Origin of the sequence: Mesorhizobium mediterraneum, from assembly GCF_002284565.1 — a bacterium.
GTDB classification, from domain to species: domain Bacteria; phylum Pseudomonadota; class Alphaproteobacteria; order Rhizobiales; family Rhizobiaceae; genus Mesorhizobium; species Mesorhizobium mediterraneum.
Genome location: NZ_NPKI01000039.1, coordinates 20,901 through 33,846, shown reverse-complemented (window position 1 = coordinate 33,846; position 12,946 = coordinate 20,901). Strand labels below are relative to the sequence as shown.

Here is a 12,946-nt window from a genome sequence, read left to right as displayed (position 1 = left end):
GGTCCATGCTTATCGCGACATGGTGTTTGCAGCTTTAACAGATGCGGAAAGCGGCCGTTTGCGTAAACGATCGGTAAACGAGTGGCACGGTCATTTCGTGCCGTACATGCGGTCGCCGGCATCACCGAGGCCGGGCATGATGTAGCCTTTCTCGTTGAGCTGGCGATCGATGGACGCGGTGAATACCGGGACATCGGGATGCGCCTTGATGAAGCGCTCGAGGCCTTCTGGCGCAGCCAGCAGGCAGAGGAAGCGGATGTTAGTGGCGCCGCGCCCTTTTAGCTTGTCGATCGCCGCGATCGCCGAATTGGCGGTCGCCAGCATCGGGTCGACGACGATCACCAACCGGTCGGCGAGATCGCTCGGCGCCTTGAAGAAATATTCGACCGCTTCCAGCGTCTCATGATCGCGGTAGAGACCGATATGGGCGACGCGCGCCGCCGGCACCAGGTCAAGCAGGCCCTCGAGCAAGCCGTTGCCGGCGCGCAGCACTGAGGCGAAGACCAGCTTCTTGCCCTCCAGCGTTGGCGCTTCCATCGTCTCGATCGGCGTTTCGATCGTTGTCGTCGTCAGTTCGAGGTTGCGAGTGACCTCGTAGCCGAGCAGCAGCGAGATCTCCCGCAACAACCGCCGGAAGCCGGCCGTCGAGGTTTCCTTCTTTCGCATGATGGTCAGCTTGTGCTGGACAAGCGGGTGGTCGACGACGGTGACGCCCTTCATGGTGTTCTCCTGAAATTCCGGCTGCTTACGTGAACCCTATCGACAATGCGCCGGCCAAGGAACTGCTTGCGATCACCTACCACAGTTTTTGCAGGAGGAGAGAGTTAGCGGGCGGCGTTAAGGCGTGCGAGAAGCGCCGTCCTGGTCTTCTTATCGACGAAGGCGGCCTCGATTGCGGTTCTGGTGACGGCGGCGAGCGCCTTGTCGTCCATCGAAAAATGCTCTGCGGCAATGTCGTATTCGCGCTTCAGCGACGTCCAGAAATAGGGCGGGTCGTCGGAGTTTAGCGTCACCTTGCAGCCCGCCGCCTGCAGCGCCGGAAAAGGGTGATCGGCGAAACTGTCGAAGACCTTCAGCGCGATGTTGGAGCCGGGACAGCATTCGAGCACGACGCCTTCGTCGGCTATGCGCCGGACAAGGTCGGGATTTTCGATGGCGCGCACGCCATGGCCGATACGGGCGGGGCGGATATGGTCGAGCGCCGCCTTGACGCTTTCCCAGCCCATCAGCTCGCCGGCGTGGACGGTGATGCCGAGGCCGGCCTCGCGCGCGATCTCGAAGGCCCTGACATAGTCCTCCAGATCGCCCATCCGCTCGTCGCCGGCGACGCCGAAGCCGGTGACCAGCGGATGTCCGCAGCGGGCCGCGAAGCGCGCCGCCTGCTCGATCGAATAGACGCCGGCGTTGCGCACGCCGGTGACGATCATGCGGCCCTCGATGCCGGTCTTGGCCTTGGCACGCGCCATGCCTTCGCCGAGCGCGTCCGTATAGGCCTTGGGCGACAGGCCGGCCTTGCCGGCATGGTCCGGCGAGGTGAAGATCTCGGAATAGATGGCGCCGTCGCGGGCGAGACTGGTCAGGTAATGATCGGCCAGCCGCGCATAGTCTTCTTCCGTGCGGAACAGGTCGGAGGAGAAATCATAGGCGGCGAGGAAGGAGGTGAAATCGTGCCAGACGAAGGAGCCGTCCTGAATGTAGGGCGAGGTGTCCTTGCCGTATTTCTGCGCCTGGCGGATGACGAGTTCGGGCGCCGCTGCCCCTTCGATATGGCAGTGCAGTTCCGCTTTCAAAGGCATGCAGTCATCCCGTCAGGTCAGCCCAGTTCGCGGAGCCATAAGCATGATTCCACGACCGAGAAGCGCGGCCGAACACCGCGCCTTAAACAATAGCGTCGGCACCATCGATCGGCTATGGTCCCGCCGGTTTTATGGCGGATCAAAAATAATGTCGGTTGAGAGAACCACGGCCGTTGGCGGCATGGAGACCTCCTATGGTTTCAAGCGTGTAGGGGCAGGCGAGAAGCAGTCCCTGGTCAATGACGTTTTCCACAAGGTCGCGAACCGCTACGATCTGATGAACGACCTGATGTCGGCCGGCCTGCACCGGCTGTGGAAGGACGCTATGGTCACATGGCTCAATCCACCGAAACGACCGCGCTGGAGCGTTCTCGACGTTGCCGGCGGCACCGGCGACATCGCCTTCCGCATCGTCGAGGCGAGCGGCAGGAACGCCCATGCCACCGTTCTCGACATCAACGGCTCGATGCTCGCCGTCGGCCGCGACCGGGCCGAGAAAAAGGGACTGACTGATAACACCGATTTCGTCGAAGCCAATGCCGAGGAGCTGCCCTTCGCTGAGGCCACGTTCGACGCCTACACGATCGCTTTCGGCATTCGCAACGTGCCGCGTATCGATGTGGCGCTTGCGGAAGCCTATCGCGTGCTGAAGCCCGGCGGACGCTTTCTCTGTCTCGAATTTTCCGAGGTCGACATGCCGTTGCTCGACAAGGTCTATGAGGCGTGGTCGTTCAACGCCATCCCCAGGATCGGCAAGGCGGTGACCGGTGACGGCGAGCCCTATTCCTATCTGGTCGAATCAATCCGCAAGTTTCCCAATCAGCAGAATTTTGCGGCGATGATTTCCCGCGCCGGCTTCGACCGCGCTTCTTTTCGCAATTATTCCGGCGGCATTGCTGCGCTTCATTCGGGCTGGAAGCTTTGAGGCTAGCGCAGTCATGAGCAGGGTCGGCGCTGGTTTCAGGCTCGTGCGGGCCGGCTGGGTGCTGGTCCGCGAAGGCGTCGTGGCGGCCTTGCCGGGCGACGAGCTTTCCGGCCTGCCGAAACTCGGCTGGCGGATGGCACGGCTGTTCACCCGCCGCCGCGCGCTTGCCTATGAGCGTGGCGACCGGCTGGCCAAGGCGGTCGTCCGGCTCGGGCCATCCTATGTCAAGCTCGGGCAGTTCCTGGCGACACGGCCCGATGTCGTCGGCAACGACATGGCGCTCGACCTCGCCATGCTGCAGGACAAGATGCAGACCTTTCCGCAGACCGAGGCCATTGCGGCGATAGAGGCTTCGCTCGGGCGCAAGGTCGGCGACCTCTACGCCAGTTTCGGCGATGCCGTTGCCGCGGCTTCGATCGCTCAGGTCCATATCGCAGAAACCCTGCACGACGGCGTCGGTTCGCGGGTGGCGGTCAAGGTCATCCGGCCAGGCGTGCGCCGCCTCTTCTTTCGTGATCTCGAGAGCTATTTTCTCGCTGCCCGCCTGCAGGAGAAGTACATCCCGTCGTCGCGCCGGCTGCGGCCGGTCGAAGTGACCGAGACGCTGGCGCAGACCACCAAGATCGAAATGGATCTGAGGCTCGAGGCGGCAGCGCTTTCGGAGCTCGGCGAGAACACCAAGGACGATCCCGGCTTTCGCGTGCCGATGGTCGACTGGGAGCGCACCGGCCGCGACGTTCTGACCATGGAATGGGTCGACGGCATCAAGATGAACGACATTGCCGGCCTCGCTGCTGCCGGCCACGATCTGAAGGCGATCGCCGCCAATCTGATCCAGTCGTTCCTGCGTCAAACGCTGCGCGACGGCTTCTTTCATGCGGACATGCATCCGGGAAACCTGTTCGTCGAGGCCGACGGCACCATCGTTGCCGTTGATCTCGGCATTGCCGGCCGGCTCGGCAAGAAGGAGCGCCGTTTCCTCGCCGAAATCCTCTATGGCTTCATCACCCGTGACTATCTGCGCGTCGCCGAAGTGCATTTCGAGGCCGGCTACGTGCCGCGCCAGCACAATGTCGCGGCGTTCGCCCAGGCGATCCGGGCGATCGGCGAGCCGATCCACGGCCAGCCGGCCGATACCATCTCGATGGCCAAGCTCTTGACGCTTCTGTTCGAGGTGACCGACCTCTTCGACATGGCGACGCGTTCCGAACTGGTGCTGCTGCAGAAGACCATGGTGGTGGTCGAGGGCGTCGCCCGCACCCTCGACCCGGCCTTCAACATGTGGAAGACGTCCGAACCGGTGGTCAGCGGCTGGATATCGGGCAACCTCGGCCCGCGTGCTCTGCTGGCCGACGCGCGCGACGGCGCAAGCGCGCTGCTGGCGCTGGCCCGCCAGGCGCCGGACCTCGCCGCCCGCACCGAGCGGCTGTCGCGCGAGATCGATTTGATGGCCGAACATGGGTTGCGCTTCGACGAAAGGACAGCGCACGCGATCGGCAAGGCCGAGGCGCGCCACACCCGATCCGGCCGGCTGGCGCTGTGGGTGATCGCGGTGACGCTAGTCTATATCGCTTGGAAGCTGCTTTGAATGCAAGCAATGACAGCAGTGCTGTCGGCGCTGTCATTGAAAGCATTCCTTTCATCAACTATGTTGGATGAGAAGGAGCAATGCCATGGGTACGCTCACCATCCGCAATCTTGACGACAGCGTGAAGCAGGCCCTTCGCGAGCGCGCCGCCGCGCGAGGTGTTTCGATGGAGCAGGAGGCTCGGGAAGTTCTTGCGCGAGAGGTTAAAAGCCCTGCACGACGAAGGATCGACGTTGACAAGGTTCTGGCGCTTGGCGTGAAACCAGCGGAGCCTTTCGACCTGAAGAAACTCGCAGATGAAATGTGGGACGAAGGCCTCCGGTGAGCGCTCTTGTCGTCGACACGTCGGCATTGATTTCCATTCTGGGGCGGGAATCAGACAACGTGTTGTTCGCCAACGCCATCGCCCGATCGGAGCTGCCGTCGATCAGTTCTGGCACGCTATATGAAGCATATTGCGTCGCCTTGCGAGGCAGATATCCGGAGGGAGCTGCCCGACTTGAAGCGATAGTTTCGGAGCTTCAACTCGAAATTCTAGCCTTCGATTTGGTGCAGCTTTCTGCAGCTCGCCTTGCCTATTCAACCTATGGCCGCGGCACCGGCCACCCGGCCAACCTCAACATGGGCGACTGCTTCGCCTACGCTCTCGCCAAGACCCGAGATCTGCCATTGCTTTTCAAGGGCGATGATTTCATCCATACCGATATCACGCCGGTACTGAAGCCGGCATGACTTTGGACAAGGACTGGTCTCGGGCATGATCCTTTCCGGCAAGCGCATCCTGCTGATCATCGGCGGCGGCATCGCCGCCTATAAGGCGCTCGACCTGATCCGCCGGCTGCGCGAGCGGGGCGCTGCGGTGCGTGTCGTCATGACCGCTGCGGCGCAGGAATTCGTGACCACGCTGTCGGTTGGAGCGCTGGCTGCCGACCACGTCTTCACCGATTTGTTCGACCGCAATGACGAGCACGATGTCGGCCACATCCGCTTGTCGCGCGAGGCCGACCTTGTCGTCGTGGCGCCGGCCACCGCCGACCTGATGGCGAAGCTCGCCAACGGCCACGCCAATGACCTTGCCTCCACTGTGCTCATTGCCACCGACAAGCAGGTTTTGATGGCGCCCGCCATGAACCCGAAAATGTGGTCGCACCCGGCGACCCGGCGAAACCGCGCGACGTTGCAGAAGGACGGCATCGCATTCATCGGCCCGGCGAAGGGCGAGATGGCAGAGAGCAACGAGGCAGGCGAGGGCCGCATGGCCGAGCCGCTGGAGATCGTCGCCGCGATCGAGGCGCTGCTCGACATCAGGCCGAAGCCGCTGGCAGGCAGAAAGATCATCGTCACCTCAGGGCCGACGCATGAGCCGATCGACCCGGTGCGCTACATCGCCAATCGCTCGTCCGGCAAGCAGGGCCATGCCATCGCGGCGGCGTTGGCAAGGCTCGGCGCCGATGTGCGCCTCGTCTCCGGTCCGGTCGGTATTGCCGATCCGGCCGGGGTCACCACGCTGCATGTCGAAACCGCAAACGAGATGAAGGACGCGGTCGAACAGCTGCTGCCGGCGGACGCGGCCGTGTTCGTGGCTGCCGTTGCCGACTGGCGTAGTGAGACTTCGGCCGGCGAGAAGTTCAAGAAAGTGGCAGGCGAGGGGCCGCCAGCGCTGCAGATGATCGAAAACCCCGATATTCTTGCCGGTGTCGGTCATCACAAAAGGCGGCCCAGCCTGGTCGTCGGCTTTGCCGCTGAGACGCAGGACCTCGTCAAGAACGCCGAGGCCAAGCTCAGGAAGAAGGGCGCCGATTTCATCGTCGCCAACGACGTGTCCCGCGTAGGCGGCGTGATGGGCGGCGATCGCAACCGGGTGCGGATCGTCTCGAAGGCCGGTGTCGACGAATGGCCCGAGATGAGCAAGGACGAGGTGGCGACGCGGCTTGCGGCACTGATCGCCGAGCGGCTGAAGACAATTACTGTCTAGCCCGTTGCTTCCTGTGGCCGGGCTGCCGGCCCCGAGATCCTCAGGGCTGCAAGGCATCCCAGAAGGCCGAGTGGCACGAAGGCAAGGAACAACCAGGTGGCGACATTCGCTGCCGCCTCTCGGTTCAGGCCTTCGGAAAAACCGCTGGCGTTGGCGACGATGCCGGTCAGCGCTGCACCGACCGCATAGCCGATGCGCTGCATGGTCGGCACGGCGGCAGAGGCGATCGTCTGCTCACCATCCCTGGCCGATGCCACGATCACGCGGGTGACGAAGGGCCAGGCAATGCCGAAGCCGCCGCCTTGCAGCAAGGCGCAGAACAGGATCAGCGGAATCGAACCCGCCGGCACGGCATAGGCGAAACCAGCGATGCCCATCGCGATCATCAGCGCGCCGCCGGTGATGATCAGCCTCTCGCGCTCCGGCGGCGCATTGGCGACGAGGATCGACAGGATCGACCAGGCGATCGATTCGGCGGCGATGATGTAGCCGGTGGTCAGGATCGGAATGCCGTGCAGGCTGGTCAGAAGCAGCGGCCCGTAAACGGCGAAGGAACAGGTCGCCACGGAGAACGCGGCGACCATAGTCATGCCTGCGCCGACCGGCGAGCGCCAAGAGAACAGCCGCGACGGGAACAGCCGCGAGCGCGGCTTCAGCGCATCGATGCGGACAAACAGCGCAAGCCCAACCAGGCCGAGGGCCAGCAGCAGGGAGGAACGCAGGAGGGCAATGTCGACCCCGGCCGTGGCAATCAGCACGACGCTGACGGCAAGGCAGCCGAGCGCAGCAAAGGGGAAGGGCGGCGCCGTCCCAGTGATCGCCTGCGGCCTGGTCGCCTCAGGCGTGTCGAGCACGATGAAGCTCGCCAACGCCATGGCCGTGCCGCCGAGCGTGAAGACGCCGAAAGCCCAGCGCCAGGAGAGCAACTCGGTCATCAACGCACCCAGCACCGGCCCGCTGAAGGCGGCGACGCCCCAGATCGCCGACATGACGCCGAAAAGCTGCGGCCAGATGGCGCGTGGAAATAACCGCTCGACCGAGACGAAGGCCAGCGACACCAGCGCGCCGCCGCCAAACCCCTCGATCAGGCGCCCGGCCAGGAACAGCGGCATGGAGGGCGCGATGGCGCAGACCAGTGCGCCGGCCGCATAAAGCAGGGCGGCGACCACCATGTTGGTGCGCAGCGCGACATAGCTCACCAGCCGTCCGGCGGCGGCGCCGGCGACGATGGCACCGAGCTCGTAGATTGCCAGCGACCAGCCGACCAGCTGAACGCCGGCGAGTTCGCCGACCATGGCCGGCATCACCGTTGCCACCATGGTTTCGTTGGTGGCGTGCAGCAGGATGCCGAGGCTGATGAAGCAGAAGCGCGCCAGATCGCCGCTCGCCCACAGCGCGCGCCAATCGACCCTGTTTGTGCTGGTTTCGGTCACCCCGCCCTCCGAACGTTCTTATACGCCGATTCAAAAAATGGTGGAGCGCCCTTCGTCTCCAAAGGGCAAGCGGCGCTTCGGGGTTGTAAAACCTCAACTGCAGTTGAGCTCAAGCGGTTTTTTGCGGGTGCGCTGAGAATGCTGATGAAGGCGGGAAGTCAAAATGATCGTGCGTCCCGGCTCCATCGATCCGCCGTGCTGCGCATCTGGTACTGCTGACGCCGATGGCGATGTTGACGCCGCTCTACCGAATCGATTTAGCGGCACGTCAACCGGTGGATGTAGATATTTGTTGCCAACTTCCGCAGGTACGGTTAATATATTAGCAATAGCGAATATTATCCTGCTTGCGGTCGTACTGGAGCGCGACAATGAGCGTTGCCGATTTGCACAGGCCAAGTATCGCGGCGGTTCTACGCGCCGCAGAGGGACCTTCACCCGAAAGAGTCTTGGGAGGCCCGGCGGCGTAACCCGCTACTGGCGGCCTCATAACTTCCGCATCTCCCACAGCATAATCGATCGAGCCGGATCGAGGGCTCTCTTGCGCCCTCATGCTGCCGACCAGTGCCAGAGATGGCCTGCGCAGCACCCTCTAGCTCTGGCAAATTCGGAGGAGAACATGATTGTTGGACATAGTGGTTTAAAGGTAGCCGCGGCTGCGGCTTTCTGGGGTGGGACACTGTTGCTTGGAGCAGGCGGCGCGCTAGCGCAGAACGCCTGTCCTGGCGTGTCGGCGACGCAGTGCACAGACTTCTGCGGCGCCGCTGGCGTGGCTACTTGCACAAAGACAGGGTCGGTTCCGGACTGCCAATGCAATGAGACCACGAAGGATGTGAGTGGCAATGCGTTCGGCACGGCAACGCAGGACACGGCTGAAGGCAAGGGCAACATCGACAACAAGACCGAAACAGCCTGCGAGGGCAATCCGGGGCAATGCAAGCAGTAAGATCCGGAACGTTCGAATCGATCTCTGTGCGGTTTGCTGTGATGGATTTCTTCAATAGGTGAAATGAGTTCCTCTACGGCATTGCCGATCACAGATTAAAGAGCTGGAAGGGATTACCTTTCCCTTCCGGCTCGGAGGTGGTCAGAAAATGATGCGCAGCGTTCTGTTCGTTACGGCAATCCTCGGCGCCGCGGTGACGCCAGGGAGTTCGATGGGACCGACGCCATCGGCGACTTCCGGCCAGGTTTTGTCGGCCTTCAATAACCTCTCAGCTCTCCTCAAGCCGTCCTCGATCCGGCCCGATACCCCCGCCTATCGCTCGCAAGCCGTGGAGCGCGGCGATATCATCACAACAGTTCAGGCGGCTGGCACGCTGAACGCACTGGTTATGGTGGAAGTCGGTTCTCAGCTCTCGGGTCGGGTGAAGGAACTCTATGTCGACTTCAACTCCAAGGTCACCAAGGGTCAGGTCATCGCCCGGGTTGACCCGGAGATTTACGAAGCAAGACTGGCGCAAACCCTTGCCGAACGGGAGATGGCCCAAACGCAGGTTTCCGTACAGCGAGCCCAAATCGAGCGGGCCAGGGCAGAGATGGAGACCGCCGCGGCCAGATATGATTCTGCCGCAGCACAGACTGCACGCGCCGAAATCGCGCTCGATGGTGCGGCGCAGGAAGTGAACCGCAAACGCTCGCTGGCTAAGCAGAAGATCATCGCGCAGGGTGAATGGGAGCGGGACAACACTGCGCATAACTCTGCCAAGGCGCAGGCGACTGCTGCCCAAGCGGAGGAACTGTCGCAATCGGCAGCCGTTCGAGCCGCCAAGGCGACACTCAATATGGCCGAAGCCGAGCTCGCCAACACGCTTGCCCAGGTGAAGCAGAAGGAAGCGGTGCTTCAGCAGGCCCAAATCGATCTTGACCGCACGTATGTACGCGCGCCGGTCACCGGCACAGTGGTCAATCGCGCCGTTAGTGGTGGTCAGACCCTCGCGGCTAGCCTGCAGACACCGATCCTGTTCACCATAGCTCAGGACCTGACTGAGATGCAGGTGGAGGCTTCGGTGGTGGAAGCCGATATTAGCCGTTTTGCGCTTGGCCAGCCAGTTACTTTCACCGCCGATGCCTATCCCGACCGAATCTTCACCGGCACGGTAAAGCAGATCCGCAAGGCACCGCAGGTCGTCCAAAATGTCGTCACATACATAGTGGTGGTCGGTACCGAAAATTCCGATGAGCTGCTGTTGCCCGGCATGACCGCCAATCTGAGTGTGGTAGTGGCCAAGCGACAGGGCGTCTTGAAAGTGCCGAACGCTGCCCTGCGTTTCCGGCCGCCGAATGATACCGGGGACAAGGCGCGTTCAACCGCGCCGGCCATTGCCGAAACGGGCGCAGAGGCAGGAAGCCCGGGCGAGGTCTTTGTAGTTGGGCCAGACCGCGAGCCGAAGCTGGTTTCGCTCCGGCTTGGAATCACCGACGGTCGTACAACAGAGTTGCTGGCAGGCGACCTGACCGAGGGGCAGCAGGTCATTACAGGGCTTGCCACTGCTCCGCGTCGGGACGATGACGCGTCTTCCGTCCTGGTCAAGTTCCGGTTGCGGTGAGGCATCCATGGCCCTGATCGAAGTCGATCGGCTGCGCCATTGCTACCGTGTTGGCGGAGGACCGGTGTGGGCGCTCGAAGGGGTGACCATGACGATTCAAAGAGGCGAATTCGTCGCGGTGATCGGACCTTCTGGGTCAGGCAAATCTACCTTCATGAACGTACTGGGCTGCCTCGACAGTCCCAGCGAAGGCCGCTACCGCCTGAACGGGGTTTACGTCGGTGGTCTCCATCACGATGAGCTCGCTGCAATCCGCAATCGCAACATCGGTTTCGTGTTTCAGTCGTTCAATCTGCTGCCGCGGGCCAGCGCACTAGAAAATGTGGAGCTGCCGCTTGTCTATCGCCGCATGTGGGCTGGAGAGCGGCGGCGCGCAGCCCTGGCGATGCTGGCCAGGGTAGGGCTCGCCGATCGGGCCAGACATACGCCTGCCGAACTCTCGGGCGGACAACAGCAGCGCGTTGCGATTGCCCGTGCTCTGGTGACGGAGCCTTTGCTTCTGCTCGCCGATGAACCCACTGGTGCGCTCGACAGCCAGACCGGGCTGGAGATCATGGCGATTTTCCGCCGCCTCAATGTAGAGGGCCTGACCATTGTGCTGGTCACCCATGAGGCGCAGATTGCTGCCCATGCCGATCGCATTGTGGCCTTTCGAGATGGTCGCGTTGTGTCCGACACCCCTGTCGCGCAACAGGCACGGTCTCTAGGTAACGCTCGCCATCTATCGCTGGCTTACAACAATGTCCGGTAGCACAAGAACTGCCCTGCGATCATTACGCTCCCATCATTTGCGCAGCGCGCTCACCATGTTGGGCATCATCATCGGTGTGGCCGCTGTCGTGGTGATGATCGCGATCGGGGTTGGTGCGCGCGAACGCATCGCAGCTCAGATCCGCAGCCTTGGCGCCAATCTCATCAGCATCAGTCCGGGCAGTGCGAAGATGGGCAGCGTCCGGCTTGGGGCCGGTGGCGCGCCGCGGCTGAGTGAAGAGGACGCGGCGGCGATCGGAATGGAAATCCCCGGCGTCGTGGTGGCGGCGCCACTCCTCCACGCACGCGAGCAGTTCACGATCGGTTCCAGCAATTGGCAAGGCGTGGTGCGCGGCGTGACGCCGGAATATTTCTCGGCGCGCGAATGGCGGGTTATCGTCGGGCAGGAGATGACCCCGGAGGACGACAAGCGCGTCGCCAATGTGGTGCTCCTCGGAACAACGATGCGGGAGAAATTGTTCGGAAGAGCCGATCCGGTAGGCGCCGCGATTCGCATCCGCGACGTGCCGTTCACGGTGATCGGACTGCTGGAGCGGAAGGGTCAGAGCGTATGGGGCGATGACCAGGACGATGTGGCACTTGTGCCGCTAAAGACGGTGCGACGTCAGTTCATCGGCACGAGCCGCGCCAATCCGACCTTCGTACACAGCATCACGGTCAAGTTCGCCAATTGGGCCTCGGCAGAGGACACGATGGCAGCTATCCGCAACCTTCTGTGGCAGCGCCACCGGTTGCGGACGGGTCAGGAAGACAGCTTCGTGGTGAGCAACCTCGCCGAAGCTGCGAATGTCGAGGGTTCGACCACGCGCGTGGTGTCGCTGCTGCTTTCGGCGGTGGCCTCAATTTCGCTGGTGGTGGGCGGGATCGGCATCATGAACATCATGCTGGTGACGGTGACGGAGCGGGTCCGTGAGATCGGACTGCGGCTTGCGGTCGGCGCGCGACGGCGAGATATCCTTGCCCAGTTTCTCGTTGAGGCAGCAACGCTGGCCTTGCTCGGCGGTATTCTGGGTGCCGCTATTGGGATTGCTGCGGCAATCGCCGTTGGCTCTATCGCCCAATGGCCGGTGATCATCGACCTCAGCGCCGTCCTGCTGGCTATCGGCTTTGCGGCGGCTGTAGGCGTCTTCTTCGGCTATTATCCCGCCCGCAAGGCTGCAAGGCTACAGCCAATCGAAGCGCTGCGCACAGAATGAGGTTTGGCGCCACCGCGCGATAATCGGTTAATTTCGAAGCCGCAAAGCGCCTAATCAAAAGGCTACCACGCGCCGGGGACCACGCGGCGCGGAACAGTTCAATCCTGTTCCGCGCCGCAGAGCCACGCTATGCCGCTTATTTGAAAGAGTGGATCAGCTCCAGCGAGGTAACGGCGACTGCCAGATTGACGCCGGTCTGCGCCTGTACGTTGAGAGGCTGCAGCGAGAAGGCGCTGTTCAGTCCGCCGACCAGAAGGTTGGCGCCGCCGCCGGTCACCAGGCTGGCCTCGGCGTTGACGCCATAATAGCTGCCGGCAAGATCGCCGGAATTACGATCGCGAGTGGCCGCCAGAACAGCCCATATCAATTCGCCCTGGTGCGTCTTGCCGACGTCGACGCCGAGCTTGGAAATGACCCCGGTATAGGCTTCGGGCGGGCCGCCATGATGAGGGCGAAAGGTGCAGGCCACGCCTTTGTTGGATGTGACGATATAGCCGGTGCCGCCATCGATGGTGCAGTCGAGCACGCCGAGCTCCAGCCTGCCCGCGCTGGCAGGGGCAGCGAGCACCGTGGCGGCGAGGGCGGCGGCACAGGCGAGTTTCTTGATCATGGGAGGGTCCTTTCGCGAATAGCCTTGAACAACGGCTGAGCATCGCGAGCGTTCCGCCGAAAACTTGGCGCGATCAAGGCGGGCGTTAACGCACAGTGATTGA

Annotated in this window: 12 protein-coding genes; 8 read left to right on the top strand and 4 right to left on the bottom strand. The window is 62.7% G+C overall.

The features are described 5' to 3' along the window. Positions 1–90: 90 nt before the first annotated feature. Both upp and CIT25_RS28345 read right to left on the bottom strand, forming a co-directional pair. On the bottom strand, positions 91–720 hold the full coding sequence (gene upp, locus CIT25_RS28350) for a uracil phosphoribosyltransferase (protein ID WP_095488517.1): 630 nt from the start codon (positions 718–720) through the stop codon (positions 91–93). A gap of 104 nt (positions 721–824) precedes the next feature. Then, positions 825–1,796 (bottom strand): adenosine deaminase, encoded by a 972-nt coding sequence (locus CIT25_RS28345; RefSeq protein WP_095488516.1) that lies wholly within the window; start codon positions 1,794–1,796, stop codon positions 825–827. A 148-nt stretch (positions 1,797–1,944) separates the two neighbouring features. Between CIT25_RS28345 and ubiE the strand changes: the two genes are divergently transcribed. From ubiE to coaBC, 5 genes are all read left to right on the top strand, one after another. Further along, entirely contained in the window at positions 1,945–2,721 is a 777-nt protein-coding gene (gene ubiE / locus CIT25_RS28340; protein ID WP_095488515.1) for a bifunctional demethylmenaquinone methyltransferase/2-methoxy-6-polyprenyl-1,4-benzoquinol methylase UbiE, read from the top strand. Positions 2,722–2,734: 13 nt separating this feature from the next. After that, positions 2,735–4,309 carry a 2-polyprenylphenol 6-hydroxylase gene (gene ubiB / locus CIT25_RS28335; RefSeq protein ID WP_095488514.1) on the top strand — a complete coding sequence of 525 codons (1,575 nt, stop codon included), beginning with the start codon at positions 2,735–2,737 and terminating at the stop codon, positions 4,307–4,309. Between the two features lie 85 nt (positions 4,310–4,394). After that, on the top strand, positions 4,395–4,634 hold the full coding sequence (locus CIT25_RS28330; RefSeq protein WP_095488558.1) for a FitA-like ribbon-helix-helix domain-containing protein: 240 nt from the start codon (positions 4,395–4,397) through the stop codon (positions 4,632–4,634). After that, positions 4,613–5,041 carry a type II toxin-antitoxin system VapC family toxin gene (locus tag CIT25_RS28325; protein WP_342587120.1) on the top strand — a complete coding sequence of 143 codons (429 nt, stop codon included), beginning with the start codon at positions 4,613–4,615 and terminating at the stop codon, positions 5,039–5,041. The genes CIT25_RS28330 and CIT25_RS28325 overlap by 22 nt, the downstream gene beginning before the upstream one ends. Before the next feature lie 25 nt (positions 5,042–5,066). Then, on the top strand, positions 5,067–6,284 hold the full coding sequence (coaBC, locus tag CIT25_RS28320; RefSeq protein WP_095488512.1) for a bifunctional phosphopantothenoylcysteine decarboxylase/phosphopantothenate--cysteine ligase CoaBC: 1,218 nt from the start codon (positions 5,067–5,069) through the stop codon (positions 6,282–6,284). Here the strand turns inward: coaBC and CIT25_RS28315 are convergent. Then, positions 6,281–7,717: an MFS transporter gene (locus tag CIT25_RS28315; RefSeq protein WP_095488511.1), complete on the bottom strand. Its 1,437-nt coding sequence runs from the start codon at positions 7,715–7,717 to the stop codon at positions 6,281–6,283. The genes coaBC and CIT25_RS28315 overlap by 4 nt on opposite strands. 1,094 nt (positions 7,718–8,811) lie before the next feature. Between CIT25_RS28315 and CIT25_RS28310 the strand changes: the two genes are divergently transcribed. From CIT25_RS28310 to CIT25_RS28300, 3 genes are read left to right on the top strand one after another with little or no spacing between them, the layout of a single operon-like run. Next, the gene (locus tag CIT25_RS28310) at positions 8,812–10,266 is read left to right on the top strand and encodes an efflux RND transporter periplasmic adaptor subunit (RefSeq protein ID WP_095488510.1); all 1,455 of its coding nucleotides are present in this window, start codon (positions 8,812–8,814) and stop codon (positions 10,264–10,266) included. A 7-nt stretch (positions 10,267–10,273) separates the two neighbouring features. Next, positions 10,274–11,017: an ABC transporter ATP-binding protein gene (locus CIT25_RS28305; protein ID WP_095488509.1), complete on the top strand. Its 744-nt coding sequence runs from the start codon at positions 10,274–10,276 to the stop codon at positions 11,015–11,017. 55 nt (positions 11,018–11,072) lie between these two features. Then, a complete protein-coding gene (locus CIT25_RS28300; protein WP_245330022.1) occupies positions 11,073–12,233 on the top strand; it encodes an ABC transporter permease in 1,161 nt (386 codons plus the stop codon). Positions 12,234–12,369: 136 nt separating this feature from the next. Here CIT25_RS28300 and CIT25_RS28295 read toward each other — a convergent pair whose 3' ends face one another. Continuing rightward, positions 12,370–12,843, bottom strand: a complete 474-nt coding sequence (locus CIT25_RS28295) for a DUF992 domain-containing protein (RefSeq protein WP_095488507.1) — start codon at positions 12,841–12,843, stop codon at positions 12,370–12,372. Positions 12,844–12,946: the final 103 nt, after the last annotated feature.

What these genes read in the sequence shown, in the direction of transcription:
- upp (WP_095488517.1), bottom strand. Translation starts at nt 720, where the DNA reads ATGAAGGGCGTCACCGTCGTCGACCACCCGCTTGTCCAGCACAAGCTG.
- CIT25_RS28345 (WP_095488516.1), bottom strand. Translation starts at nt 1,796, where the DNA reads ATGCCTTTGAAAGCGGAACTGCACTGCCATATCGAAGGGGCAGCGGCG.
- ubiE (WP_095488515.1), top strand. Translation starts at nt 1,945, where the DNA reads ATGTCGGTTGAGAGAACCACGGCCGTTGGCGGCATGGAGACCTCCTAT.
- ubiB (WP_095488514.1), top strand. Translation starts at nt 2,735, where the DNA reads ATGAGCAGGGTCGGCGCTGGTTTCAGGCTCGTGCGGGCCGGCTGGGTG.
- CIT25_RS28330 (WP_095488558.1), top strand. Translation starts at nt 4,395, where the DNA reads ATGGGTACGCTCACCATCCGCAATCTTGACGACAGCGTGAAGCAGGCC.
- coaBC (WP_095488512.1), top strand. Translation starts at nt 5,067, where the DNA reads ATGATCCTTTCCGGCAAGCGCATCCTGCTGATCATCGGCGGCGGCATC.
- CIT25_RS28310 (WP_095488510.1), top strand. Translation starts at nt 8,812, where the DNA reads ATGATGCGCAGCGTTCTGTTCGTTACGGCAATCCTCGGCGCCGCGGTG.
- CIT25_RS28305 (WP_095488509.1), top strand. Translation starts at nt 10,274, where the DNA reads ATGGCCCTGATCGAAGTCGATCGGCTGCGCCATTGCTACCGTGTTGGC.
- CIT25_RS28300 (WP_245330022.1), top strand. Translation starts at nt 11,073, where the DNA reads ATGTTGGGCATCATCATCGGTGTGGCCGCTGTCGTGGTGATGATCGCG.
- CIT25_RS28295 (WP_095488507.1), bottom strand. Translation starts at nt 12,843, where the DNA reads ATGATCAAGAAACTCGCCTGTGCCGCCGCCCTCGCCGCCACGGTGCTC.